Source organism: Geomonas anaerohicana (assembly GCF_016458305.1).
GTDB classification, from domain to species: domain Bacteria; phylum Desulfobacterota; class Desulfuromonadia; order Geobacterales; family Geobacteraceae; genus Geomonas; species Geomonas anaerohicana.
Genome location: NZ_JAEMHL010000015.1, coordinates 25,632 through 50,999, shown reverse-complemented (window position 1 = coordinate 50,999; position 25,368 = coordinate 25,632). Strand labels below are relative to the sequence as shown.

The 25,368-nt window shown below is 65.0% G+C and carries 18 protein-coding genes; 3 read left to right on the top strand and 15 right to left on the bottom strand.

Annotated elements, in window-relative coordinates; translation table 11 throughout:
- Positions 1 to 416: 416 nt before the first annotated feature.
- Together JFN91_RS19610 and JFN91_RS19605 are read right to left on the bottom strand one after the other, a co-directional pair.
- Complete coding sequence (locus JFN91_RS19610) at positions 417 to 1,844, bottom strand: sigma-54-dependent transcriptional regulator (protein ID WP_199390837.1); 1,428 nt, start codon at positions 1,842 to 1,844, stop codon at positions 417 to 419.
- A gap of 210 nt (positions 1,845 to 2,054) precedes the next feature.
- Complete coding sequence (locus tag JFN91_RS19605) at positions 2,055 to 3,863, bottom strand: transporter substrate-binding domain-containing protein (RefSeq protein WP_236015263.1); 1,809 nt, start codon at positions 3,861 to 3,863, stop codon at positions 2,055 to 2,057.
- Between the two features lie 227 nt (positions 3,864 to 4,090).
- On the opposite strand from JFN91_RS19605, the gene JFN91_RS19600 reads away from it, so the two are divergent.
- Positions 4,091 to 4,585: a hypothetical protein gene (locus JFN91_RS19600; protein WP_199390836.1), complete on the top strand. Its 495-nt coding sequence runs from the start codon at positions 4,091 to 4,093 to the stop codon at positions 4,583 to 4,585.
- A 61-nt stretch (positions 4,586 to 4,646) separates the two neighbouring features.
- On the opposite strand, the gene JFN91_RS19595 is transcribed toward JFN91_RS19600, so the two are convergent.
- Positions 4,647 to 5,942, bottom strand: a complete 1,296-nt coding sequence (locus JFN91_RS19595) for an NfeD family protein (RefSeq protein WP_199390835.1) — start codon at positions 5,940 to 5,942, stop codon at positions 4,647 to 4,649.
- Between the two features lie 577 nt (positions 5,943 to 6,519).
- On the opposite strand from JFN91_RS19595, the gene JFN91_RS19590 reads away from it, so the two are divergent.
- Both JFN91_RS19590 and JFN91_RS19585 read left to right on the top strand, forming a co-directional pair.
- On the top strand, positions 6,520 to 6,957 hold the full coding sequence (locus tag JFN91_RS19590) for a MarR family winged helix-turn-helix transcriptional regulator (RefSeq protein WP_199390834.1): 438 nt from the start codon (positions 6,520 to 6,522) through the stop codon (positions 6,955 to 6,957).
- A 118-nt stretch (positions 6,958 to 7,075) separates the two neighbouring features.
- The gene (locus tag JFN91_RS19585) at positions 7,076 to 7,669 is read left to right on the top strand and encodes a YceI family protein (RefSeq protein ID WP_199390833.1); all 594 of its coding nucleotides are present in this window, start codon (positions 7,076 to 7,078) and stop codon (positions 7,667 to 7,669) included.
- A 290-nt stretch (positions 7,670 to 7,959) separates the two neighbouring features.
- Here JFN91_RS19585 and JFN91_RS19580 read toward each other — a convergent pair whose 3' ends face one another.
- The 12 genes from JFN91_RS19580 to JFN91_RS19525 form a co-directional block, all read right to left on the bottom strand.
- The gene (locus JFN91_RS19580; RefSeq protein ID WP_199390832.1) at positions 7,960 to 10,602 is read right to left on the bottom strand and encodes a PAS domain-containing hybrid sensor histidine kinase/response regulator; all 2,643 of its coding nucleotides are present in this window, start codon (positions 10,600 to 10,602) and stop codon (positions 7,960 to 7,962) included.
- 135 nt (positions 10,603 to 10,737) lie between these two features.
- A complete protein-coding gene (locus tag JFN91_RS19575) occupies positions 10,738 to 12,369 on the bottom strand; it encodes a methyl-accepting chemotaxis protein (protein ID WP_199390831.1) in 1,632 nt (543 codons plus the stop codon).
- Between the two features lie 522 nt (positions 12,370 to 12,891).
- Positions 12,892 to 14,277 (bottom strand): sigma-54-dependent transcriptional regulator, encoded by a 1,386-nt coding sequence (locus JFN91_RS19570; RefSeq protein WP_199390830.1) that lies wholly within the window; start codon positions 14,275 to 14,277, stop codon positions 12,892 to 12,894.
- A gap of 113 nt (positions 14,278 to 14,390) precedes the next feature.
- On the bottom strand, positions 14,391 to 15,440 hold the full coding sequence (locus JFN91_RS19565; RefSeq protein ID WP_199390829.1) for a protein-glutamate methylesterase/protein-glutamine glutaminase: 1,050 nt from the start codon (positions 15,438 to 15,440) through the stop codon (positions 14,391 to 14,393).
- Positions 15,437 to 16,291 carry a CheR family methyltransferase gene (locus JFN91_RS19560; RefSeq protein WP_199390828.1) on the bottom strand — a complete coding sequence of 285 codons (855 nt, stop codon included), beginning with the start codon at positions 16,289 to 16,291 and terminating at the stop codon, positions 15,437 to 15,439. The genes JFN91_RS19565 and JFN91_RS19560 overlap by 4 nt, the downstream gene beginning before the upstream one ends.
- Positions 16,291 to 18,651 carry a HEAT repeat domain-containing protein gene (locus JFN91_RS19555; RefSeq protein ID WP_199390827.1) on the bottom strand — a complete coding sequence of 787 codons (2,361 nt, stop codon included), beginning with the start codon at positions 18,649 to 18,651 and terminating at the stop codon, positions 16,291 to 16,293. The genes JFN91_RS19560 and JFN91_RS19555 overlap by 1 nt, the downstream gene beginning before the upstream one ends.
- On the bottom strand, positions 18,635 to 19,573 hold the full coding sequence (locus tag JFN91_RS19550) for a CheR family methyltransferase (RefSeq protein WP_199390826.1): 939 nt from the start codon (positions 19,571 to 19,573) through the stop codon (positions 18,635 to 18,637). Before JFN91_RS19550 ends, JFN91_RS19555 begins: the two co-directional genes overlap by 17 nt.
- Before the next feature lies 1 nt (position 19,574).
- Complete coding sequence (locus JFN91_RS19545) at positions 19,575 to 21,881, bottom strand: methyl-accepting chemotaxis protein (RefSeq protein WP_199390825.1); 2,307 nt, start codon at positions 21,879 to 21,881, stop codon at positions 19,575 to 19,577.
- Positions 21,882 to 21,911: 30 nt separating this feature from the next.
- Positions 21,912 to 22,454, bottom strand: coding sequence for a chemotaxis protein CheW (locus JFN91_RS19540; protein ID WP_199390824.1), 543 nt, complete (start codon positions 22,452 to 22,454; stop codon positions 21,912 to 21,914).
- 37 nt (positions 22,455 to 22,491) lie between these two features.
- A complete protein-coding gene (locus JFN91_RS19535) occupies positions 22,492 to 24,195 on the bottom strand; it encodes a chemotaxis protein CheA (protein ID WP_199390823.1) in 1,704 nt (567 codons plus the stop codon).
- Positions 24,185 to 24,604, bottom strand: a complete 420-nt coding sequence (locus tag JFN91_RS19530) for a response regulator (RefSeq protein ID WP_236015262.1) — start codon at positions 24,602 to 24,604, stop codon at positions 24,185 to 24,187. Before JFN91_RS19530 ends, JFN91_RS19535 begins: the two co-directional genes overlap by 11 nt.
- Positions 24,605 to 24,677: 73 nt before the next feature.
- Positions 24,678 to 25,145 carry a response regulator gene (locus tag JFN91_RS19525; protein WP_236015261.1) on the bottom strand — a complete coding sequence of 156 codons (468 nt, stop codon included), beginning with the start codon at positions 25,143 to 25,145 and terminating at the stop codon, positions 24,678 to 24,680.
- Between the last annotated feature and the right edge of the window lie 223 nt (positions 25,146 to 25,368).

Here is a 25,368-nt window from a genome sequence, read left to right as displayed (position 1 = left end):
CAACTCGGATTGTTATCCGAATACGGCATTTCGAAAGGCAACATTAGAAACAATGGGGTATAACCACTCGTGGAAAGCTGTTTGAGTTAAGAAAGGAAGTGACGCAGAAAGGGGATTTTACGGCGGGTATAACAATCATTATAGGCTTAACGAAAGTTATACCTCTTCGAGTGAGCGAGCAGATGGACCATCAGGAAAGCCGGTTTATGACAGGCGTTGGTTTGATGAAAAAAGCGGCAAAAACAGCGGTTGGCTGGTCCAGGCGATGGGGCCGGGACTGCACGGTGATGCCTTCAATATAGGCACACCTACTCCCCTCCCCCGGAGGGGGAGGGTCAGGGAGGGGGAAATCCAGCTACTGCCAGCGCCCCCCTCCAACCTCCCCCCTCCGGGGGGAGGCTTCACTTGCCTCTCCTCTACTCCCCTTTCCCGTCCCTCTGCAGCTTGAGCCTCTTGCTGAGCGCCGGTTGCGAGATCCCCAGCATGCGCGAGGCCATGCTCTGGTTGTTGTCGGAGCGCCGCATCGCCTCGGCCACCAACTGCTCCACGGCGGCGCTCAGCGTCGGGATCTCCGGGCAGGAGTAAAAGACGTTCTGTTCGCCCGCAGCCGCGGCCTGTTCCGCGGGGACCTCCCCCTGCACCTCCATGGCCTGCCGGAAGCTGTTCATGGAGAGCATGCGCGAGGAGTGCACGCTCATGGCGTCGTAGACCATCGACCTCAGCTCGCGCAGGTTCCCCGGGAAACTGTAGTTGGCCAAAAGGGTCAGCAGCTCCTTGGGGTAGCTGGGCACCTTCTTGCCGAAGACCTCGGCGCTCTCCTTGAGGAAGTGGTCCAACAGCAGCGGGATGTCGTCCTTTCTCTCGCGCAGGGGGGGGATGTGAACGTGGTGCGCCCTGAGGCGGAAGTAGAGGTCCTTCCTGAAGCCGCCGGCGTCCTTCTTCTTGGAGAGGTCGTGGTGCGTCGCCACCACGATGCGCGCCCTGAGCTGCTTGGGCTGGTCGCTCCCCAGCGGGTAGTATTCCCCCTCCTGTAAAAGGCGCAGCAGCTTCACCTGGCAGGGGAGCGACAGGTCTCCTATCTCGTCCAGGAACAGCGTCCCCTCGGCGGCCTGCTCCACCATGCCGCTGCGGCTCTCGTCGGCGCCGGTGAAGGCCCCCTTCTTGTGCCCGAACAGGGTGTCGGTGAAGACGTTGTCCTCCAGCCCCGCCACGTTGACCGGGACCAGGGGACCGTCGCCGCGGCTCAGCGTGTGGATGGCACGGGCGATCAGCTCCTTGCCCACGCCGCTCTCGCCGGTGACCAGGATGGGCTGCGTGCTCTTGGCCACCGCCTCGATGTATTGGAAGATGGAGCGCATCGCCTTGTTGCTGGTGACGATGGGGGCGAACGCCTCCGGGCACTCCAGGCGGTCGTTCAGGAAACGGCGCCGCATCTCCTTGTTTTCCCGCTGCAGTTCCTGCATCCGGATGGCGCGCCGCACCGATTCGAGGATGTGGTCCTCCTCGTCGGTCTTCACCAGGTAGTCGAAGGCGCCCAGGCGCATGCAGGAGACCGCGGTCTCGATCTGGTTCAGGCCGGAGAGGACCACCACGGTCACCTCGGGATGTTCCTCCGCGATGCGCGCCAAAAGTTCCTGCCCCGAGAGGTAGGGCATGGTCAAGTCGAGCAGCACCAGGCCGATGTCACCCCGGTCCAGCGCCCCCATCACCAGGCGGCTGTCGGTGAGCGCGGTGATGTTGCTGATGGCGCCGGGGCCCTCCAGCGTCATGCGCAGGCTGCGCAGCCAGGGGGCCTCATCGTCCACCAGCAGCACGCCGAAGGCCGGATATAGTGCTTCGCTCATCTGCTACTCCTCTTCATCTGTGTGGGGACTGGCTCCGCAGGTGCCTGTCCCCTTTAATCTTCATGCTCCTCCCCCCGGAGGGGGGAGGCTGGGAGGGGGGCAATAGCTGGCCGCGACGAAATCCCCCTCCCTGTCCCTCCCCCTCCGGGGGCGGGAACGCTCTATCCGCAGCATGCCCGGGTCGTCATCCGTGCATTGCTCCTACAGTCTCTATACAGCACCTTCCCGCAGCGCCGGCAACTCCAAGGTGACCGTGGTGCCGAACCCCGGCTGCGAATCGAAAATGAGCGTGCCGCCGTGCTGCTTCACGATCCCGGCCGAGATGGAGAGCCCCAGGCCGCAGCCCCCCTCTTCCCGCTTGGTGGTGAAGAACGGGTCGGTCAGCCGCGCCAGGTGCTCGGGCTCCACCCCCCTCCCCTCGTCGCGCACGGTGAGCAGCACCAGGTCGCGGAAGCGGTCGTGCCGGGTGGAGATCTGGATGCTCTTGCCGGTCCCCTCCAGCGACTGGGACGCATTCAAAAGCAGGTTCACGATCACCTGCTCGATGCGCTGGCTGTTCCCCTTGACCCGCGGCAGGGTGTCGGCCAGGTGCGCCACGATCTGGTGCGAACTCTTGGCGACCGTGTTCTCGACCAGGCGCAGCGCGGCCTGGGCACACTGGTTCAGGTCCAGCAGTTCAGTCAGGTCGGCGCTGTCGCGGCGGGCGAAATCCTTCAACTCGGCAACGATGCGCTTGATCCGCTTGGCCGCGTCCTGGGTCTCGGACAGCATGTGCGGCAGCTCCTCGCGCAGCCGGTCGTAGCTGTGCCGCCCCAGCTTGAAGTCACCGTGCTGTTCGCGGTACTCGTCCAGGATCGGCTGCGAGCCGCGCAACACTTCCTCGAAACGGGGGAGGTTCAAAAGGATCAACCCATTGGGGTTGTTGATCTCGTGGGCGACGCCTGCCACGAGCGTCCCCAGCGAGGCGAGCTTGTCGGCCTGCACCAGTTGGTCCTGGTGCATGCGCAGCTTCTCCAGCGCGGCCTGCTTTTCGGCCACCTCGCGGGCCAGTTCCTCGGTGCGCTGCGCCACCCGCTTCTGCAGGGTCCGCGACCAGACCACGGTTCCCCCCAGGATCAGCAACAGCGGCAGACAAACCAGGGTCACGTAGCGCACCACCCGCCCCCAGGAGACCGGCTGCGATTCCATTACGCCGAGCCACTTGTTGTGGATCTCCTGGAACTGCCCGGAACGCTTCAGGATGGCGAGTCCCTCGTTGAAGCGCGCCAGCACCTCGGCGTTCCCCTTCTTCACCGCGTAGCCGTAGGCCTGGGTCATGATCGGTTCGGCCACCGGGACGATGCGCTTGAGCCCCATCTCCTTTTCCAGGTACATCCCGGTGAGCCGCGACACCAGCGCGCAGTCCCCCCTCCCCTGGTTCAAAAGCCTGAGCGCCTCGGCCAGCGTGTCGGTAAGGATGAGGCGCGCCTTGGGATCGAACCCCTTCATGAAGTCATGCATGATGCTGTTTTTCATCACGATGACTTCTTTGCCGCGCACATCCTCGATGGATTTGATGCGCCGGTCGTCCCGGCGGATCCAGATGGACTGGAACAAAAGCGCGTGCGGAGTGGAGAAATCGACCTCGCTGGTGCGCTCCTGCGAGAACGCCATCCCCTGCAGGATGTCCACGTCCCCCTGCTCCAGGGCGCGCCGCATGCCGTCCCACGGCCCCAGCGAAATCTCCACCTTGAAGCCCATCACCTCGGCGATGGCGCGGGTCAGCTCCACGTTGAAGCCGGCCGGCTTGCCGTCGTGGTCGACGAACTCGTAAGGCGGATAGTTGAAGTCCCCCCCGACGACGACCACCGCCTTGCCGACTCCGCCGCGCCCAAGGGAGTCGGCACCGGCCGGCGGGGCCGGCAGCACGAGCGACAGGACCACCAGGAGCATGGCGGCTACGGCAAGGCACAGCCGGCTGCGGCCGGCCGCGTTGACGCAGGGTCTCTGGATGTGCTGTACAACGTGGAAAACGTGCAAGGGCAAGACACCTTAGCAGGGGATGAGCGGGAAACGAAGATGAGAAATTAATGGCATAGACCGACGGGTTATGTCAACCGCGATCAGCCACCTGCGGCAAGGCGGAACCTGGTTGCGCCACGAAGATAATTGCATGCCCCCACTTGCTTTTTGGCAAGGGCCGGTATTATTTTTATCGTGACAACTGACGTATCCCCTCTACTGCAGGATCTACTATAGGTGATGACATGCGGCTATCTCTCTATCTCGAACATGGCGAACAGTTCTCCCGGGCCGCACTGAAACTTCCGGTGCAGACGCCCATCGATATCGAGTCCACCCTGCTCAACTGCTACATAGAAGTGCTGCCGGTGGCGGCGTCCTACTACATGGGGCCGGAGCACCTGCCCGGCATCGAATTCCCGCACCCGGAAATCCGCGTGGTGTTCCAACTCAAAGAGCACCCGCAGGTGGCGGCGGTCTACTCCATCGATGTCTTCGTGACCGACGCGATGCTGAGCCTGATCAGCCACGCCCAGGGGCACACCCACGTGGACATCAACCGCCGGGCGGCGCACATCGAGCGGCTGATCGCCAACAAGCAGAACGGGCTTTTGGAACTGATCGGGTGCAACCACAACACCCTCATCGACCGGCTCACCCAGGCCTTCATCGGCCTGCGCAGCGCCTACCTGAGCGCACTCCACGATGAAGGGTGCCTCCCCATCCCCAAGCACTACTAGTGCTCAGGGGCGACTGAACCGCTCGAGGCAGGGCCGGCACAGGCCCTCCTCGGGCTACCGGTCATCCTTCTCCCCGCGCCCCTGCTTTTTCCTCCCTACGCACCGTAAGCCGCAGCCCGGTCACCGCCACCACCTGCACCTTCTCGCCCTGGCGCACCGGTTCCTCGCTGGTCGCGTTCCAGTATTCACCGCGCACCAGCACCTTCCCCTCCGGCACCAGGTCACTATCCGCCACGCCTATTGACCCGATCATCCCCTCGACGCCGGTGATCGGCTTCTCCCGGTGCGCCTGGATCACCTTGACGACCACCACGCCAAAGAAAAGCGCGGTCACCGCGACCGTCCCCGCCAGCACCTGCCACGACAGGCGCAGGTATGGCTCGGGCGACGGGAAGAGCATCAGCGAACCCAGCACCATGGACACTACCCCGCCCACCGCGAGCATGCCGTAGGAGACCACCTTGATCTCGGCGATGAACAGGATGATGCCCAAAAGGATCAGCCCGATCCCGGCGTAGTTCACCGGCAGGGTCTGCAGCGCGAAAAAGGAGAGTAGCAGCGAGATGCCGCCGATCACCCCCGGCAGGATCACCCCCGGGTGGGCGAGCTCGAAAAAGATTCCGGCGATACCGAGCAGCATGAGCATGTAGGCGACGTCAGGGTTGCTGACCGCGTTCAGGATACTGTCGCGGGTCCCCATTTCGTGATTCACCACGCGCGCGCCGGCCAGGTGCAGCACCACCTCTTTGCCACCCCGCTGCACCCGCCGCCCTTCCAGGCTCGACAACAACTCCTGCCGCGAAGGCGCCACCAGGTCGATGACCCGTTGTTTCAAGGCGTCCTCGGCGGTGAGGGAGATGCTTTGGCGCACCATGCTCCGCGCCAGGTCCACGTTGCGGCCGCGCCTGGCGGCTATTCCCGCGACGTAGGCCTCGGCGTCGTTAACGAGCTTCGCCTCCATGACCGGGTCGGGCTTGCCCCCCAGCCCTACCGGGTGGGCGGCGCCGATGTTGGTGCCAGGGGCCATGGCCAGGATGTCCGCCGAGAGGCCGATCACCGCGCCGGCGGAAGCCGCGCGCGCACCGGCAGGGGCCACGTAGACCGCCACCGGGACCGGCGCCGCGAAGATGGCCTGGACCGCCTCGCGCATGGCCGTGTCCAGCCCGCCCGGCGTATCCAGTTCCACCAGCAGCAGCCGGTCGCCCCGCTTCTCCGCCGCGGCGAGGTTCTCCCTGAGGAAGGAGGCGCTGACCGGGTTGATCGGGCCGCGCAGAGAGATCACTGCCACCTGCGGCTCCTGCGCCCTGAGACACAGGGGAAGCACCAGCATCAGCAGCACCAGAAACAATCGTTTCATTTCGGCACCTCCGTAAGACAAAGGCAACAAAACCAAAAGCAGATTGTTAACGCAAAGCCGCAAAGGCGCAAAGACGCGCACCTTGCTTTTGTTAACACGGCACCGCGATATTTTCCATTAAAAGGACGTCTTTCGCAACCAGTGCCTCTCCGGAGCCGTGGCGTCGTCCAAAGGCAAATCCCCTCTGTCTCCCCTTCGCAAAGGGGAGGACGCCGGTTCTCGTGCTGTGCTTCGTGAACAGCAGAGTGGCTTCCGCTGGGATCAAGCGCCCCCTGCCACATTCGCAAAGGGGGAGGACGCCGGTTCTCGTGCTGTGCTTCGTGAACAGCAGATAAGATTCCGCCGGGATCACCCCCCTGCCACTCCTTCGCAAAAGCATCCGGAAATTCCGGGGAGGCCGCAACAGATTTGCCACGTAGCACTACCGCCCCCCTCGCGTCCCCACCTTTGCGAAGGGGGGCCAGGTGGAATTTGTTTTTGTGAGATGTACCCTTAAAAAAATAGTTTGACATTTAATTGTTTCAGCTGTAGCTTTAAATCATCGAAACAATGTTGCACCTCAACGGAGAGGCAGACCATGAGACAGGACGCCAAATCAAAACTCGCGCTGAACACCTACACCAAGCTGATGCGCGGCACCGAGTCGGTGACGGCACGGGTGGGACGCAAGATGTCGGACGCCGGGCTCACCATCAGCCAGTTCGGCGTGCTGGAGGCCCTGCTGCACAAGGGCTCCATGTGCCAGCGCGACGTGGCGTCCAAGATTCTGAAAAGTACCGGCAACATCACCCTGGTCATCGACAACCTGGAGAAGCAGGGACTGGTCCAGCGCGAGCGCTCCCTGGAGGACCGCCGCTACTGCACCGTGCTCCTCACGGAGAAGGGACGCGGCCTGATCGAGGCCACCTTCGCCGAGGTGGAAGCGGCCATCGTCGCGGAGATGGGGGTGCTGACCGATGAAGAACAGCAGACCTTGGGCAAACTTTGCAAAAAACTCGGCTTACGGGAGGGATAGCGGACAGAGAGACAACGGCAGCTTTTTTTTGGCATAGTAATTTAACATCAAAAGACCACAACTAAAAAGATAACAACTAAAACGAAATCCGTAATCGGATCAGAAAAGGAGAACCACCATGAAAAGAACCATCGCAACCATAGCAGCAGTAGCCGCACTGGCACTTCCCGCACTCGCCTCCGCATCCACTTGGAACATAGACCCCGACCATTCCAGCGTCGGCTTCAAGGTCCGTCACCTCATGGTTTCCAACGTGAAAGGGAACTTCGAGAAGCACAAGGGGACCGTGGAGATCAACGACAAGGACATCACCAAGTCCAAGGTTTTCGTCACCATCGACACTGCCTCGGTCAACACCAACGTCGCCAAGCGCGACGAGCACTTGAGAAGCGCCGACTTCTTCGACGTCGCCAAGTACCCGACCATGACCTTCAACTCCAAGAAGGTCGCCAAAGCAGGCAAGGGCAAACTCAAGGTGACCGGCGACCTGACCCTGCACGGCGTCACCAAGGAAGTGGTGCTGAACGTGGAAGGCCCGGCCAAGGAGAGCAAGGACCCGTGGGGTAACTTCAGAAGCGGCGTTACCGCCAGCACCAAGATCAACCGCAAGGACTTCGGCCTGGTTTACAACGCCGCGCTGGAAACCGGCGGCGTGGCGGTGGGCGAGGACGTCGACATCAACCTCGAGATCGAGATGATCAAGGCCAAGTAACACCGGCCGCACGGCACAGCAGCAAGCTTCAAAAATTAAGCGCCTGTTCCTTGATTGGAACAGGCGCTTTCTTGTGGCTCATCCGTATCGGCTCCCCCTCCCTTGACGGGAGGGGGTCGGGGAGTGGGTGAAGCCGCGATGTACGACACTGATGGCGCCGTCCCCCACCCCCTAGCCCCCTCCCGCAAGGGGAGGGGGAAGCCGGGCGCCTATGGTGTGCGCGCATGCTCCTCCCCCCGGAGGGGGGAGGCTGGGAGGGGGGAATAATCTTATACTGCCGCTGGCGCCCCTCAGCCGTTGGAACGGGAGGGGCCATTCGCCATTGCCTCCCCTTGCTGGCGCGGCGCGCTGCTAGTCAGGTTCTGCCACCCCTCGGCCTGCAGGCATGCTATGGTCGCTTTCAGTTCTTCCCGGAAGTCCGACAGCACCCGGGTCAGATCCCCCTCACCTTTCAAAGCCGTCTCCAGCCGCTGCGCGGCGCCGTGCAACGGCTGCGCCGCCAGCACCCCGGCGATCCCCTTCACCGAGTGGGCGAGCCGCGACGCCTCCTCCTTGTTGCCGGCCCGTATCTCGCGCTCGATTTCCGTCACCTGGTCCTGGTACTCGCGCTCGAACTGGCTCAAGAGGTCGCGGTACAGTTTGCGGTCGCCGCCGGTCTGGCGCACGCCGGTCTCGAAATCGATCTTCGCCACGGACGACCGCTCCTCGACCTGTTCCTTCCCCCCGACCGGTGCGCCCCCCTCCCCGCCCAGCCACACCGCGATGGCGCGGTAAAGGGATTCCGGCGTGAAGGGCTTGGCGATATGCCCGTTCATACCCGCGGCAAGGCTCGCGGCCACATCCTGGTCCATGGCGTTGGCCGAAACAGCGAGGATGGGGAGGGTTTCCGTCCCCGGTTTGCCCAGTGCCCGGATCTCGCGGGTCGCGGTCAGCCCGTCCTTGCCCGGCATCCGGACATCCATCAGCACCAGGTCGAACTCGCCGGCCCGCACCAGGTCCACCGCCTCGTCGCCGTTGCAGGCGACCGCTACCTGCAGCCCCCCCCGCTCCAGCAGGGCCAGCGCCACTTTCTGGTTGAAGGGGTTATCCTCGACCAGCAACACCCGCTGCTGCTTGAAACGGGTGAAGCCCGCATCCTTCTGCCGCTCCACCCTGCTGTCGACGGCCGCGATGCCGAAGGGGAGCCAGAACGAGAAGGTGCTCCCCAGCCCCGGGATGCTCTCGCACCAGATCTCTCCCTTCATCATGCTGGTCAGGCGCTTGCAGATGGCAAGCCCCAGGCCGGTCCCGCCGTGGCTGCGGGTGATCGATCCGTCCACTTGGGTGAAGGCCTGGAACAGCTGGGCCTGGTCCTCCGCCAGGATGCCGATGCCGGAGTCGCGCACAGCGAAAATAAGCTCGGCCGAGCCGGGTTCCTTGCGCGCCAGTTTCACCGCGAGCTGGATATTGCCGTGGCGGGTGAACTTGAGGGCGTTGCTCAACAGGTTGTTGAGGATCTGGGCCAGGCGCATCGGGTCGCCGGTAAGCAGTTCCGGGATCTGTGGGTCCACTTCGAATCGCAGATCGACCCCCTGCTGGCGCGCCCTGGGCGCATAAACCGCCAGCAGTTCTGCCACCACGTCCTGCACAGAAAAGGTGATCCGGTCGATCATGAGCTTGCCCGCCTCGATCTTGGAGAAGTCCAGCACATCGTTGATGATGCCCAACAGGAGGTCCGCGGATACCATCAGGGTCTGCAGGTACTCCCCCTGCCGCGGCGAGAGCTCGGTCTCCTGCAGCAGGTGCCCGGCCCCGACGATGGCGTTCATGGGAGTACGGATCTCGTGGCTCATGTTGGCCAAAAATTCGCTCTTGGCGGCGGAGGCGCGGGCTGACTTGACCGCCAGTTCGTTGGCACGCTGCACCGTCCGGACCAGTTGCCGGTTGGCCTCTTCCTGCATGCGGGTACTTTCCTGGAGCGCCGCCTCGGTGCGCTTGCGCTGCGAGATATCGAGCATGATCCAGATGAAGTTGGCCGGCTCTCCGGCGTCGTCCAGGACCGGAGTAACCGTCACCTCCTGGTCCAGCACCGTCCCGTCGCCGCGCCGTCCCGCCAGTTCGCCCTGCCAGGGGCGCCCCGCCTCCAGGCTCTCGGCAAGCTCCGCCAGGAGTTCCGTGTCCGCATCGGACTTGAACAGCGACTGCGGGTCCTTGCCCAGCAGTTCCTGCGGGGTGCGCCCGAGGATCCGGCACAGCGCCGGATTGACCCAGATGATCCTCTCCTGCCTGTCGGCGATGATGATGCCGTTCATCGCCGCCTCCAGTGCCGTCCCCTGCAGCCGCAACCGATCCTCGGCCTCGCGCCGTCCGCTGACGTCGCGGAAGGTGAGCACGGAGCCGGGGCGGCTGCCGCCGGCCAGCGCGCTGCAGCTGAGGTCGGCACTGAAGGAGCTGCCGTTCTTGCGCCAGAGCAGTTCGTTACGTGAACGCTGGCGGCTGCCGCCGGCGAAGGCGGGATTCAGCAGGCAACTCTCCTTGGCGCAGCGGCTGCAGTCGGGTGTTTTGCCGTGGTGCATGACCTCGTGCAGGTCCCGCCCCACCAGTTCCCCCTCCCGGTAGCCCAGGAGTTCGTGCGCGGCCTGGTTGGCGAAGGTGACGCACCCGGCACCGTCTACCGAGACCACCCCTTCCTCGACCGACTGCAGCAGCAGCGAGGCGTGCGGTCCCCCCTCGGCGGCGCCGTGGTCATCGCGCCGGGCCATGTACTGCCAAGCCAGGAACCAGCCGAAGACGGTGCCGGCAACAGCGATGAGCAGCAGGGCGGACTGCCTCAGGTCGATGGTGCTGATCCCGCCCCTCAAGTTTTCCAGGAAAAGGCAGGTGAGTGCTCCCTGCAGGACCACCAGTGCCAGTGTACTTACTATGGTTATTTTCAGGCTGCGTTCCGCGTTCATGACGCCACCTCTGTATGGTCAAACCGGTCTCGGTCGCTGTCGCTCCGGTGCGGGGGACATAGTTCATTCTTCGGGGAGAACCGCGCCGCCCTTGAGCGCATTGTCGCGGTTCCCGGTTTTCCTGCAGATCTACCGCTAGGCGACCCTGAAGCGGGACACCAGCGTCTGCAGCTCGTCTGCCTGCTGTGCCAGCTGTGCCGCGGCCATGGCCGTTTCCTCGGCACCGCGTGCGGTATGCTGCACCACGTCGGTGATCTGCTGGATGTTGGAGGTGACCTCGCTGGTAGTGGCGGTCTGCTCTTCCGCGGCAGTGGCGATCTGGCTCACCTGCAGGGACACTTCGCTGATGCACCTGAGGATATCGTCCAGGGCCTGGCCGGAACGCTGCGACGAAGCCGCGCCCTTCTCCGCCTCCTGCACCCCCTCGTCCATGGCGCGCACCGCGTCGCGGGTCTCGCCCTGGATCGCCTTGATCATGGCGCCGATTTCCTTGGTCGCCTTGCTGGTCCGCTCGGCCAGGGCCCGCACCTCGTCCGCCACGACCGCGAAGCCGCGGCCCTGTTCACCGGCCCGGGCCGCCTCGATGGCGGCGTTCAGGGCCAGGAGGTTGGTCTGGTCCGCGATGTCCTCGATGGTCCCGACGATGTCGCCGATCTCCTCGGAACGGTGCCCCAGCGCTTCCACGGTCTTCGAGGTCCGGCGTACGCGGCCGGCGATCTCTTCCATGCCGACGATGGTTTCCTGCACCACCTTGGCCCCCTGGTTGGCCGACTCGGTCGACTGACGCGATGCCTCGGCGGCCAGCACGCAATTGCGGGCGATGTCCGCGCTGGTGGCCGCCATCTCTTCGCTGCCGGTAGCCACCGTCCCGGTCTGGGAAGCGACTTCCTCGGCGCCGGTGGCGATCTGGGCGGAGGTACCCTGCAACTGGGTCGAGGCCGAAGCGATGCTGCTGGAAATCTGCACGGTCTGGGAGACCAGCCCCCGCAGGCTCTGCACCATGTGCCCCATGGCCTGCTGGAGCTGGCCGGTCTCGTCCTTGGAATCGACCACCACGTCGACGGTCAGGTCACCTTCGGCCAGCCGATTGGCCACCTGCACCGCCTTGTCCAGCGGACGGGTGATCAGCCTGGAGATGAAGAAGCCGAGCACGATTGCCAGGATGAGCCCCACCGCCAGCAGGGTTTCGGTAAGCCGGGTCGCGGAGAGTGCCACCACGTCGGTCTGCTCCGAAGAGAGCTTCCCGTCCTTCTCCATGGTCTTCACCAACTGGTCGAGATACGCTTGTTCCTGGAGGGCGGCTTTCTTGGCCTCGCCGTGCAGGATTTCCTTTGCCTGCTCCACCTTGTTTTCCTCGACCAGGGACAGGATGCGATCGACGTAGCCGAGATAGACGCCGCGGCTGGTTTTGAAGTCCTTGAACTGGGAGCGGACCTCTTCTGTCTGGATGTTCTTCTCAAAGGCAGTCGCCCTTTCCTCAATCTTGCTGCGCAGTTCCTTGACGGTGTCGAGGTAACGCTTACGGTCGGCAGCAGTAGCCGCCTCGACCGCGTCACGCACATTGATCCGGACCCGTTGGAAGGAGGTCGAGATGGCGCCGATGTCCGCCAGCGGAACAGTTATCTTCTGATAGAGGCGGTTCCCCTCATCGTTGACCGCGTTGATTTCCCTGATACCGATGAAGCCGATGATGGCAGCTATGATGGCCACACAGGCGAACCCTGCTGCCAGTTTGGCCCCTACTTTAAGATCTCTGATCGCTTTCATGTCATGTCTCCCGTGTCTGAAGTAGTGGCGGCAGCCTCCCCGGGGGAGGTTGTGGTGGCCGGTGCCGTCGCCCTGTCCCGTGCGGGACAATTAGGACCACCTTGATCCTGTAAAGAGCACAGCCGGTGCCAAAGCGGCAATCGTTGCAATTCCAGCGTCTTAGCCTGAAGCCACAAACTACGGAGTGTCCCCCAGCGGGACAGTGTGTATGCGAGCGGGACAAGGGAAAAGGGAGGCCGGGAGGGGACTGGCTCCGCCGGGTGCCTGTCCCCTTGGGGCTGAAGTGTGGACGAGCTGAAAGGAGCGTTCCGCTAGAGGGACAGGCACCTAACGGAGCCACTCCCTTCTGCCATGCACCTTCTCTTGTGTATGTTCCTTCTCTCGTGTGTGCTCCATCCAATGACGAGACAAGGGCACTACGTCCCCCCCTTTTGCGAAGGGGGGACAGGGGGGATTTGCCTGGCAGGGGAAGCACCAAACCACGGGGACAGCGCCAGGAAGGGGAAGCTTCGTCGAGGCGGGTCAGGAACGGTAAAACGCCTTACGGTTCACCTTGAGCAGTTGGGACGCCCTGGACTTGTTGCCGCCGCAACGCTCCAGCGTGATGCCCAGGATCTGCTCGTTCAATGCGTCGAGGGAAAGTTCCTCGACGGGAAGGGTGAGCTGGTAACTCACGCGGCTCGTATCGGTAGCACCCGCATCGACGCCTGCGCCCTGCACAGCCTCCGGCGCGGCGCCGGCAAGACCCAGGTGGACGGGGCGGATCAGCTCATTGTCGGTCAGGATGGCGGCCCGCTCCAGGCAGTTGCGCAGCTCGCGCACGTTGCCCGGCCAGCGGTACTCCAGCATCAGGTCCATGGCCTGTTGCGAGATCCCCGGCAGCGGCTTGCCCAGGTGCTGGCGCAACTGCTCCAGGATGTGGCCGCACAGGATCGGGATGTCGTCCTTTCTCTGGGAAAGAGGCGGGATGGTCAGGGGGAAGACGTTGACCCTGTGGTAGAGGTCCTCGCGGAAGCGCCCGGCCGCGACCAGGTCGGCCAGGCTGCGGTTGGTGGCGACGATGACGCGGCAGGTGACCGGGATGGGAGTGTTGCTGCCGATCTTCTCGTAGACCCGCTCCTGGAGCACGCGCAACAGCTTGGCCTGCAGGGGAAGCGGCATGTCCCCGATCTCGTCGAGGAGGATGGTCCCCTTCCTGGCCAGGCTGAACTTCCCTTCCCGGTCGCGGTCGGCCCCGGTGAAGGCGCCGCGCACGTGCCCGAAGAGCTCGCTCTCCATCAGGTGTTCGGGGATGGCGGCGCAGTTGACCGCGACGAACTCGGCGGGGAGCCCATTGCCGGCGAAGTGGATGGCCCGCGCCAGTACCTCCTTGCCCGAGCCGCTCTCGCCGTAGATCGCCACCGTGGTCTGCCGCGCAGCAGCGACGCGCGAGGCCAGCTCCAACACCTGCTTCATAGCGGGGTTCACCGTCACCACGCTCTGGAAGGTGTAGCGCTCGGTCAAAAGCCCCTTGATCTGCTCGTTTTCCTGGACCACGCGCTGATAGTCGAGGGCGCGCTGGATGGTGATGCGCAGGTCCTCCGGGTTGTAGGGCTTCTCCAGGTAATCGTAGGCGCCGCGCCGCATCGCCTCCACGGCGCTCTCCACGCTGCCGTGGGCCGTGATCACGATGACGGGCGTCGCCGGATACAGCTTCTGCACCATGCCGATCAGTTGCAGGCCGTCCATGCGCGGCATGACCAGGTCCGAGAGCACCAGGTCGATCGTCTGCCGCTCGAGGATCTCCAGCGCCTGCAGCCCGTCGGACGCGGTGAGGACGTTATAGCCGATCTCGCGCAGGTGGCGCTCCAGGAGGAAGCGGAATACGGGCTCGTCGTCGACGGCAAGGATGTTGGTGGTGTGAGGCATGCGATGGACTCCGCGCGATTGAGGTTCACCCTCTTATCGGCAGCTGCGGGAAGAGCTTGAGCCGATGAGGGCAAGGGCGCGGAGATGAGGTGACATAAGGGGAAACGGGGGTGCTAGACCATCGCGGTTATGGTATCGGCAACCTGGTACAGGGGCACCTCGGCGTCCACGGCGACCGCCTGTGCAACCGCCTTGGGCATGCCGTAGACGATGGCGGTCTGCTCGGTCTCGACCACGACGCGCCCCCCCGCCTTCTTGATGGCCCGGGCGCCGTCGGCCCCGTCCTTGCCCATGCCGGTCAGCACCACCCCCAGCGACCTGCCGCCGCAGACCTCGGCGGCGGATTCGAATAGGGCATCGACCGACGGGCAGTGCAGGTGCCCGCCCGGCACCGGGTCGAGCCAGACCTGGAGTTCCCCGTCACGGCGCCGCAGCCGCATGTGCCAGCCGGCGGGGGCAAGGTAGACGTGGCCGGCGAGCACCATTTCGCCGTCACTGGCCTCCCGGACCGTCAGAGCGCTGTTGCGGTCCAGCCGCGCCGCCAGCGAGGTCGTGAACCCGGCGGGCATGTGCTGCACGATGAGGACCGGACAGGGAGGCGGCTCAAGCCGGCTCAGGACCTGTTGCAGCGCAGGGGGGCCGCCGGTCGAGGTCCCGACGACCACGACCTCGGTGCAGGCGCTTGCGATCCGCCCCCCTGAAGGGCGCACCGGCTCCGGCTTTTGCGTCGCGCAGCGCAGCTTTTCCAGGTCTACCAGGGCGGCCACCTTGATTTTCCCGGTCAGCTCCTTGGCCAGGGCGCCGATGTCCATGGCCCCTCCCGCGGAGCTCTTGTCGATGAAGTCCACGGCCCCGATCTCCAGGGCCCTCATGGTTTTCTCCCCTCCCTTGCCGGTCAGGCAGCTGAACATGATCACCGGTGCCGGGCACTCCTTCATGATCAGCTCCAGCGCGGAAAGACCGTCCAGGACCGGCATCTGCACGTCGAGGGTGATCACGTCCGGGCGCAGCCCCCTGGCCAGTTCCACCGCACTCTCGCCGTTGGCGGCGACACCGGCCACCTCGATATCCGTGCTGTTCTCGAACATGCGGATAATGGCGCGACGCACGAAAGCGGAATCGTCCACCACCAGGACCCTTATTTTTCTCAGCGGACCGGTCAAGCTGTCTCCCTCTTCTGGTAGATGATGGCGCCCGGGAACCGCAGCGGCCGGTAGGACGCCTGGGTCCTGGACAGCGACTCCGAATGCCCGAGGAACAGGTAGGCTCCGGACCGCTGCAGGGCGCCGAAGTTGTCCACCACCCGCTGGACGGTCTGGTCCGCGAAATAGATCAGGACGTTGCGGCACAGGATGACGTCGTACTGCTCCCCCGCCGCGGTATCGGCCAGGTCGAGCAGGTTGCCCTGGGTGAAGCTGGTCCACTTCCTCAGGATGTCCCGCACCACGTACCGGTCGCCCTGGCGCTTCAGGTACCTCTCCACCAGGTGCGGCTCGGTGGCCCAGAAGGCACGCTCGCCGTAACTCCCCTGCCGGGCCGCGTCCAGTACCCGCTCATCGACGTCGATGCCGGCTATGCGCACGTCCCAGTCCCAGGTGAAGCCCCCCGACTCCAAAAGGAGCATGGCGAGGGTGTAGACCTCCTCGCCGGTCGAGCAGCCGGCCGAGAGGATACGCAGCGAGCGCTCGCCGCGGGCGAGTTTGCTTTCCTTGAGCGCCGGCAGCACCTGCTGCACCAGGACCGAGAGTTGCGCGGCCTCCCTGAAGAAGTAGGTCTCGTTGTTGGTGATGAGGGGGACCAGGCGCTGCCACTCCGCGCTTCGCCCCGGGGAGAACTTGAGGTAGCTGTAATACTCGGCGAAGCTCTTCAGCCTCAGCTCCTGCAGCCGCGGCGACAGCTTCGCGGCCAGCCCCTTGTGCGTCCCCTCCTCCAGCACGAGCCCCATCGACTCCGCCACGTACTCCCTGATCAGCCTGAACTCCTCAGCCTGCATCGCGATCTTCGCAACGGTCATCAAAGGTATTCCTGCTGCGCGAAACTCTTCAGCGCAAGCTCGGCCCTGGTGCGGACTTCGACGCTGCGGTCGTCCTTTCTCACCTGGATCAGGCGCTTGAGCGGCAGGGAATCGTAGCAGTGGCACAATGCGTCGATGGCGGCGAGCCGGACGATCTCGCTCTCGTCGTAGAGAAGCTCCAAAAGCGCGTCCACGCTCTTGTGGTCCGCGATCTTCCCGATCACGTCGATGACCCGTTCGCGCAGCTCGGCGCTGTAGTTCTTCTTCATGATACGGTGCAGCCAGGGGAGCCCGCCACGCCCGAAGGTCACCAGCGCCTCGAAGGCCTGCCTCCCCACCTCCGGGTCGTCGAGCAGTGCCACCAGCTCCGGCACGGTAACGGGGTTACGCAACTCCCCGAGCACGGTGATGGCGTGCTTGCGCACCATGGCGTCGGCATCGTTGACCCCCTTGAGGAGCAGCGGCAGCTCGCGCCCCCCGCCGATCTTGCCCAGCACGCGCAGCGCCGCGATGCGCACGCTCCAGTGCGCATCCCCCACCGCTTCCTCGACCGCCTTGAGCGACTCCTGGTCGCCCAGTTCACCCAGGGTGTAGACGGCGAGCCGCCTGAAGTCGGGATCGGCGTGGTTCAGGTAGCGCCTGACCACCAGCTCGGAAGCCTCCTTGTAGGCGAGCTTCCCCAGGGTTTCCACGATGGCGTACTCGAGCTGGCGCGACACCCCCCCGACCAGGTACTGCACCAGGAAGCTCCCGGCGTCACGCGCCCCCATGTCGCCCAGCGCACGGATCACGCAGTAGTCGAGGTCCTCGCGGCCGCTGCCCAAGAGGGCCAAAAGCTCGTCCAGGAGCATGGTCTCACCCAGTTCCGCCGCGGCGAGCACCGCCGCCTCGCGCACCGATTCCTCGGGGTCGCACAGCGCCCGGCACAAAAGCGGCACGGCCTGGCTGACCTGCTGCCTGCCGATGGAGCGCACCACTTCGGTCCGCACCTCGGGCTCGTCGTCCAGGCAGAGCAGGCGCAGGTTCTCCACCCCGCCACCCTGCTTCAGGCACCCCAGGAGCATGGCGGCCCGGCGCCGCGACTGCACCGAGGGGGAGTGCGCCAGCCGGTCGAAGAGTTCCAGCACGGGGCCGAGACGATGGCGGGCCAGCACCTCGGCCGCCTGCTGCGCCAGCGCGTCGCTCCCTTCAGCCAGAAGGAGCTGCAGTTGCGGCAGCAGCGACTCTTCCGGGAACGACTGCAGCGTCTCCAGCACCTCGAGCTGTACCGGCTCTTCGTCCTGGGAGAGCAGGCGCGCCAGTTCGCCGGCCGCACAGGGGACGCCGAGCCAGCGCAGCGCGCGCAGGGCGACCAGACGCACCGCGGCGCTGTCATGCTCCAGGGCGGCCAGCAGCTTGTCTTCAGCGTCTCTCCCCAGGCAGAGCACCGCGTTCTCGACCACCTGGTGGTTGCGCTCGTCGCCCAGGAGCCCGAAAAATCCGTCGATGGCGGAGAGCTCCCCCATCCACCCCAGGAGCATCGCCGCCGCCTGGGATGTCTCGGCGTCGCCGGCTTCCCAAAGCATCGACTTGAGCCGTTCCACGCCCCGCGCGGAGAGGAGCTGGCGCAGCTGGTCCTGTTGACTCCCCATGGCGATGCGGTTCTTGTAGCTCTCCTGGTCGTTCAGGGTGGTGATGATGGACGCCATGGCACGGGCCACGCCGCGCGCCAGGTTCTCTTCCACGAAGGGGAGGATCCCGGCCAGCGCGTACAGGGCGCGGTGGTCCCCCACCTTGCCCAGCGCCTCAACCACAGCGCCGCGCAGCATCTCGTTATCGAGCAGCGGCAAAAGGTGCGGCACGGCGCGGTAGTCGCGCAGCTCTCCGATGGCGCAGATGGCCGGGTACTGCAGCCAGAAATCCCCCTTGAGAAGTTCCAACAGCGGCACCAGGGCGCTGCGGTCGCCGATCTTGCCCAGCGCCTCAGCGGCGGAGTGGCTCACGTTGCTGTCCGGGTCGGCCAGTGCCCGGATCAGGTAGTCCACCGCGTCGCGACTGCCGATGTCGCCCAGCATCACCGCGCTGAAGTTGCGGATCTCCACGTCTGCGTCGGTGAGCAGCCGCCCCAGGCGCGGCACCGCGTCCCCCCCGATCTGCACCAGCACTTCCATGGCGCCGTTTCTCAGGTCGGCGTTGTCATTGTCGCGCACCGCCGCCTCGAGTGCGGGATAGATCGCTTCCAGCCCGCGGCCGATGATGGTGTCCAGGGCCTCGCTCTTGCGACCGCGCTCGGCATCGCCGACGAACAGAAGCAGCTCCGGGAGTGAACGTTCCTGCAGGCGGGTCAATTCGGGACCAACGGGATCATAAGGTTGAAGCATGTTCTATGTTCTCCATTTTCCGGTAGACGAGACAGCTGGCATCGGGGACTGCGGCGAGGTCGTGGCTGAAAAGATGCAGCGGCTCGGCGTCGCCGGTGAACAGGTGCCCCCCCGGGGCCATGAGCCGCGAGAGGGTTTCCACGAGGAGCTGCTGGCACCCCGGCGCGAAGTAGATCATCACGTTGCGGCAGAAGACGAGGTCGAAGCCGCCCCAGCCGGTGGCAAGGCCCGGGGGGAGCTCCCCCTCCATGAGCTGGTTCAGGTTGAGCGGCATGAAGCGCACCAGCGCCCTCAGGTCCTCCCCCACGAAGGCGCCGCCGGCGCTCGGCACGAAATATTTCTGCACCAGGTGGGACGGGATCTGCTGCAGCCGGTCCGTCTCGTAGTACCCCACCCGCGCCGTATCGAGACAGCTCTTGCTGATGTCGCCGGCGACGACCTCGATGTCCCAGGCCTTGGGGTAGCGCAGCCCCTCCAGGAGGGTCATGGCCACGGAGTAGGGCTCCTCGCCGGTGGAGCAGCCGGCGCACAGGACGCGCAGCTTCATGACCTTGTCGCCGGCGCTGCCGCTTTCCCCCCACGAGCGCATCAGCTCCCGCCCCCGGACCAGTTCCAGCTCAGGGAGCACCACCTGTTGCAGGTGGCGGAACTGGTCCGGGTTTCTGAAGAAGAAGGTCTCGTTGATGGTCATCAGGTCGAGCAGGGAGCCGTACTCTGCCGGGGTCTGTTCCAAAAGGCTCAGGTAGGCCTCGTAATCGGAGAGCCCGAGCTGCGCCAGCCTGCTTTCCAGCCGCTGCCGGAACAGGGAGAGCTTGCGCGGCCCGAAGTAGAGCCTGCTCCTTTGGAAGACCCGCTCCCGGATCCGCTCCAGGTACGGGTCCGGCGCCCCGTCCCGGTATGCCAGGTTCCCCGCTCGTTCCATGTCAGGCCACCTTGAAGGTCCCTACCAGCGCCGTCATCTCGTCGGCCTGCTGGGTCAGGTTCTGCGCCGCGCGCGAGAGCTGCTCGACGGCGGAGAGGTTCTCCCGGGTGATGTCGCTGATGTTGTCCATGGCGACCACCACCATCTCGCCCCCTTTCTTCTGTTCGGAGGTGGCGTTGGCGACCGACTGGGTCATGGCGGTCATGCTGTTCACGGCGGCCACGATCTGGCGCGCGGACAGGGACTGCTCGCGGGTGGCCAGGGTCACCTGGCTGGTGACCTGGTTCATGTTCTCCACCGCGATGCGGATCTGGCGGCTCCCCAAGGCCTGCTCCTTGGCGGAACCGGTCACCTCCTGGGTGAGCTGGTTCATCCGCTCCACGGCGATCCGGATCTGTCTGCCGCCGGTCGCCTGCTCGCGGGCGGCGTTGGCCACCACGTCCGAGGCCCCGCTCATCTGCTCCACCGCCCTCAGCACCTGGTTCGAGGCATTGGACTGCTCGGCGGTCATGCGGGCGATGTCGGACATGAGGGTGCTGGTGCGCTCGATGCTGGAGACGATGTTCTCCAGAGAGTTGCCGGCCAGGGTGATCAGTTCCATGGAGTTCTTGGCCTCCTGGGAGGCGATCTCGCCGTACTTCACCGACTCGCCGGTGTCGGCCTGCACCTGGCGGATCACCAGGGCGATCTCCTTGGTGGCCCCCATGCTGCGCTCGGCGAGCTTTCTCACCTCGTCGGCCACCACGGCGAAGCCGCGCCCGGCGTCGCCGGCGCGCGCCGCCTCTATGGCGGCGTTCAGGGCCAGGAGGTTGGTCTGGTCCGCGATCTCGCCGATCACCTTGACGATGTTGCCGATCTCCTCGGAGCGCCGCCCCAGGTTCAGGATGGAGTCGGAGGTCTTCTCGATCACCTCGGCCACGCGCCCCATGGCGGTCACCGCCTGCTGACCCGCCTCGAGGCCGGCGTTTCCTTCCTTGGCCGCCCCCTTGGCCACCTGGTCCGCCTCCTCGACGTTCCTTGCCACCTGGCGGATGGACGCGGCCATCTCCTCGATGGTGGAGGAGGAATCGGCCACCACCTTCTGCAGCTCCTGGGAGTTGCTGGCCACCTGGTCGATGGAGACGGTGATCTGCTCGATGGTCGCGGAGGTCTCGGCGACCGAGGTCATCAGTTCGTCCGCGTTTTGCGCCACGTTCTCGATGGAGATGGTCATCTGCTCGATGGTGGCCGAGGTCTCGGCGACTGCGCTCGCCATCACGTCGGCGCTTTTGGCCACCTGCTCGCTGGAAACGCCCAGCTCCTCGATGGAGGAGGATACCTCGTCCGCGTTGGCGGCCAGGGAATCGGCGTTGGCGGCGACGGTCTGGATCGAGGCGGCCATCTGCACCATGGTGGCCGAGGTCTCCTCGGTGGCCGAGGCCTGGCCGTGCGCCGACTTGGTGAGCTGCTGCGTGTTGGCCGAGATCTGGCCGGCAGCGGAGGCCACCTCGCCGGAGGTGCCGCGGATCTTGCCGATCATGGCCATGAGGTTCTGCACCATGGTCTGCATGGCCGAGAGCAGCTCGCCCACCTCGTCCTTGGAGTTCACCTCGACGGTCACGGTGAGATCGCCCGCGGCCACGGTCTTGGCCACCTCGACCGCAGCATTGATGGGGGCGGTGATGCTGCGGGTGATCAAAAAGCTCACCAGGATCCCCACCACGAGGCTCACCAGTACGCTTCCCAGCACAAGAAGGGTCACGTGCCGGGAGAGGTCGATCATCACCTTCTCCTTGCTGTCCATGCGCTTGTTGCTCTCGTCGGCCATATCCTTGGAGACGGACTCGAACTTGTGGATGCCCGCCTTGTAGGGCTCGACGGCGTTATTGGCCTGGGCCGGGCTCTTGATGCGCCCCGCCTCGATCTGCTGGTAGATCTTGGTGAAGCCCGCCTCGTAGGCGGCGAGCTCCTCCTTCATCGCCTTGATCTCGTCCCTCTCCTTCTGCAGCACCACGATCTTGTCCAGGTCCTTCAGGCGGTTCTCCAGGTGCTCGCGCTGCTCGTTCCACTTGCCCAGGTACTCCTTTTCCTTGTCGCGGTCACCGATGTTGAGGAAGAGGTCCTTCTCGTAGCGCCGAAGCCCCACCACGTTGGCGCGTGCCCGGGAGGCGTTTTCCGAGATGGTGGCGTCCCCCTGCAGCATGGCGATGGTGGTCTGGGTGCTCTCCTTCACTCCCCAGTAGCCGGTGCCGCCAACCGCCATGACGATGACCAGCATGATGCCGAAACCAAGGCCGAGCCGGCCCCCTATGCGAACGTTCTTTAACATCTCCTTCTCCTTTACTGGTAGTGCCGCGTGCTAGAGCAAGAGGGCACGATTGAGGTTCAAGATGATGACCAGGCGGGTATCGAGCTTCGCCATGCCCCGGATGTAGCTCGCCTCGGGGGTGGTGGCGTCCTCGGGCATCTCCTCGACGAGGCTGGTGGAGAACTGGATCACCTGGCGCACCGAGTCGACCAGCATCCCCAGGCGCTTCTCGCCCAGTTCCACCACCACGATGCGCTGCTCCTCGTTGGCCTCGATGTCGGGGCGGGCAAAGCGCCGGCGCAGGTTGACCACCGGGATGATCTTGCCGCGCAGGTTGATGACCCCCTCGACGTGGGGGGGGGCCCCGGGGACATCCGTGATGCCGCCCCCCCGGATGATCTCCTGGACGCTGTTGATGTCGACGCCGTACTCTTCCTTGCCCAGCCGGAAGGTGACCAGTTGCAGCGCCCCTCCACCCTGGGCCGTGGAGTCGACCAGCGTACCCCGGTCCACCTCCTCCTGGGCCTGTTCGATGAACCGGGCCAGCACGTCCTCCGCGAGCCCCGAGCTTGGGAGGATAAATTGCTCTGCCATGCCTTTCTCCTTTGCGATAACTCTTATGCCTTTAGGTTCAGCGCCCCAGTATCGAGGGGATATCTATGATGAGGGAGACCCTGCCGTCGCCGAGCACGGTGCCGCCGGAGATACCGGGGAGCTCACCCAGGTAGTCGTCCAGTCCCTTGATGACGATCTCCTGCTGGCCGACCAACCGGTCCACCACTAGTCCCCCCTTCTTGTCGCCGCTGGCGACCACCACCACGTACTCCTGTTCTTTTTGTGCGCCGCTCTCCCGCCCGAAGAAGCGGTCCAGCCGATGCAGCGGGAGCACCCGGTCGCGCAGCATGATCACCTCGCCGTTGCCGGTGTCGTGGAACTCCGCTGCCTGCACCTGGACGCTCTCGAGGACCCCGGAGAGCGGCACCGCGTAGGTCTCGCCCGCCACCTCCACCATGAGCGCGGTGATGATGGCCAGGGTCAACGGCAGCATCATGGTGAAGGTGGTGCCGCGCCCCACCTTGGACTCGATCTCGATGATGCCGTTTAACGAGGAGACGATCTTCTTGACCACGTCGAGCCCGATGCCGCGGCCGGAGGTCTCGGTCACCTCGCTCCTGGTCGAGAAACCGGGCACGAAGACCAGCTGCAGGAGTTCCGCCTCGCTCATGGCCCGGGCCGCTTCCGGCTCCAGCACGCCGCGCTCTATCGCCTTCCTGCGGATCTCCTCCGGGTCCATGCCGCGGCCGTCGTCGGAGACCGAGATGACGATGTGGTTGCTCTCGTGGCGCGCCCCGAGGGTCAGGGTGCCGCGGGGCTCCTTGCCGCGGGCGCGCCGCTCGGCGGGCGTCTCCAGGCCGTGGTCCACCGCGTTCCTGATCAGGTGCAGCAAAGGCTCGCCGATCTCGTCTAGCACCGTCTTGTCCAGCTCGGTCTCCTCACCGGCCAGGAGCAGGCGCACCTCCTTGCCGTGCCCCACCGAGAGGTCGCGCACCAGGCGCTGGAAGCGCTGAAACACGCTCTTCACCGGGAGCATGCGCACCTTCATGATGGACTGGCGCAGGTCGTCGGTACTCTTGCCGATCAGCTGGCTGGTCTCGTTGAAGGCGTTCAGCAGTTCCCGGTCGGTGACCTCTTCGCGCAGGCGCTTTTCCAGGGTGGCAAGGGCGGTGCGCTGGATGACCAGCTCCCCCATCAGGTTCAAGAGCTCGTCCAGCTTCTCGAAGTTCACCTTGAGGGTGCTGCTTTTCTGGGTGATGTAGCCGAATTCCGCCGGGGTGGCGGGACGGGAGGCGACCGCCCCGGCTGCCGGGGCGGCGCTGTCGGCCGCGGGGCTGGGCACGGCCACCGCCACCGCCTCCGCCTCCGCCGCGGCCTCGGGCGCTGCGCGCAGCGCCTCCAGGGCGGTCTCCTCGGCGGCGAAATTAAGCGCGGCGTCAGGGGACTGGGCGAAGGCAAACAGTGCCGAGCGGAGCGCATTGACGCCGCCGTAGAGCGTGCCGAAGAACGCAGGGCCCAGGGCGAGCACCCCGGCGCCGGTCTCCTTCATCACCTCTTCCAGGCGGTGCACGTACTGCTGCAGCGGCACGAGCCCCATCATCCCGGAGTTCCCCTTGAGGGTGTGCAAGTGCCCCTGGATCAGGGTGACCAGCTCGCCGTCGCAGCCTTCCGGGGCGCGCCGCTCCAACTCGAGGAGGAACCCCTCCACCGCGTCCAGGTGTCCCCCGGCGTCTTCGACGAAATCGCCGATCAGGACTGAGAAATCGCACTCACCGTTCAAGGGCCGTCACCTCTGCCGCCTCGTGACCGGTCCCCCCGGCCGCGAGCACCTTGACAATCACCTCGTGCAGCTGGCTCGGCGTGAAGGGCTTGGTCAGGTAGCCGCTCCCCCCCAGCTTGAGTCCCTGCACGGTATCGGCTTCCCGCCCCTCGGTGCTGACGATGACCACCGGGACCCGCTCCGTGATCCCCAGTGCCGACGCCTTCTCTAAAAACTGCACCCCGTTCATCACCGGCATGTTGATGTCCAGCAGCACAAGCTGCACGTCGTACTGCCGGGCCAGGATGTCCAGCGCTTCCAGCCCGTTGCTCGCGTCGAGCACCTGGCAGCGGTAGCGCGCCAATACCAGGTGGTACATCTGGTGGATCAGCGCGGAATCGTCGACTACAAGAACCTTGTTCAGCATCATCTCTCTACCTTTCCAAGCGGGTGCGGGCCGGCACCGGGCGCCGCAGGCGCCGCGGGTCCCGACGGCCGCCAGCTTACAGGGTGTTGGCGCAGCGGCGCTGGTCGAACTCGGCAGCGCCGCCCGAGGGGAGCAGGAGCTTCTCGATCAGCTCGTGCAGCAGGGTGGGATTGAAGGGCTTCTTGACGTACCCCTTGGCGCCCAACTGCAGGCCGCGGATGGTATCGCCCTCCTTACCTTCGGTGCTGATGATGACGACCGGGATCCTTTGGGGGTAGCCGAGCGCGCCCGCCTTCTCCAGGAACTGCACCCCGTTCATCACCGGCATGTTGATGTCGAGCAGGATGAGCTGGATGCCCTGGTGCGTCTCCAGCATGTCGAGCGCCTGCTGTCCGTCCATGGCGTCGAGAATCTCGCAGTTGTAGCGGTTCAGCACCAGGCGGTACATCTTGTGGATCATTTCCGAATCATCTACTACCAGCACCTTCTTGAGCATCGCGCACCTCGTTTTTCTTTCCTGATTAGGCATGATCTTCCGCCACATGCTTCTACCTCCCCTCTCCCTCCGGGAGAGGGCTGGGGTGAGGGCGTTGGAGCGGGAGCGGCAGAGCGGCCGGTCGGAACTGGAGTTCGTGCCGCACAGGGGGCGGTATGGCAAGCCCCGTGCCAGCGCTGGTGAAATTGCGCAGTTCCCTACTGGCGGCACTTGCAACGGATGCAAAGTCTGGGGGGGCGGTTACGGGGGAGCAAGAAAAATTGACAAAAGG

What these genes read in the sequence shown, in the direction of transcription:
- JFN91_RS19550 (WP_199390826.1), bottom strand. Translation starts at nt 19,573, where the DNA reads ATGGAACGAGCGGGGAACCTGGCATACCGGGACGGGGCGCCGGACCCG.
- JFN91_RS19595 (WP_199390835.1), bottom strand. Translation starts at nt 5,942, where the DNA reads ATGAAACGATTGTTTCTGGTGCTGCTGATGCTGGTGCTTCCCCTGTGT.
- JFN91_RS19570 (WP_199390830.1), bottom strand. Translation starts at nt 14,277, where the DNA reads ATGCCTCACACCACCAACATCCTTGCCGTCGACGACGAGCCCGTATTC.
- JFN91_RS19540 (WP_199390824.1), bottom strand. Translation starts at nt 22,454, where the DNA reads ATGGCAGAGCAATTTATCCTCCCAAGCTCGGGGCTCGCGGAGGACGTG.
- JFN91_RS19600 (WP_199390836.1), top strand. Translation starts at nt 4,091, where the DNA reads ATGCGGCTATCTCTCTATCTCGAACATGGCGAACAGTTCTCCCGGGCC.
- JFN91_RS19590 (WP_199390834.1), top strand. Translation starts at nt 6,520, where the DNA reads ATGAGACAGGACGCCAAATCAAAACTCGCGCTGAACACCTACACCAAG.
- JFN91_RS19580 (WP_199390832.1), bottom strand. Translation starts at nt 10,602, where the DNA reads ATGAACGCGGAACGCAGCCTGAAAATAACCATAGTAAGTACACTGGCA.
- JFN91_RS19585 (WP_199390833.1), top strand. Translation starts at nt 7,076, where the DNA reads ATGAAAAGAACCATCGCAACCATAGCAGCAGTAGCCGCACTGGCACTT.
- JFN91_RS19610 (WP_199390837.1), bottom strand. Translation starts at nt 1,844, where the DNA reads ATGAGCGAAGCACTATATCCGGCCTTCGGCGTGCTGCTGGTGGACGAT.
- JFN91_RS19555 (WP_199390827.1), bottom strand. Translation starts at nt 18,651, where the DNA reads ATGCTTCAACCTTATGATCCCGTTGGTCCCGAATTGACCCGCCTGCAG.
- JFN91_RS19530 (WP_236015262.1), bottom strand. Translation starts at nt 24,604, where the DNA reads ATGATGCTGAACAAGGTTCTTGTAGTCGACGATTCCGCGCTGATCCAC.
- JFN91_RS19545 (WP_199390825.1), bottom strand. Translation starts at nt 21,881, where the DNA reads ATGTTAAAGAACGTTCGCATAGGGGGCCGGCTCGGCCTTGGTTTCGGC.
- JFN91_RS19525 (WP_236015261.1), bottom strand. Translation starts at nt 25,145, where the DNA reads ATGTGGCGGAAGATCATGCCTAATCAGGAAAGAAAAACGAGGTGCGCG.
- JFN91_RS19560 (WP_199390828.1), bottom strand. Translation starts at nt 16,291, where the DNA reads ATGACCGTTGCGAAGATCGCGATGCAGGCTGAGGAGTTCAGGCTGATC.
- JFN91_RS19575 (WP_199390831.1), bottom strand. Translation starts at nt 12,369, where the DNA reads ATGAAAGCGATCAGAGATCTTAAAGTAGGGGCCAAACTGGCAGCAGGG.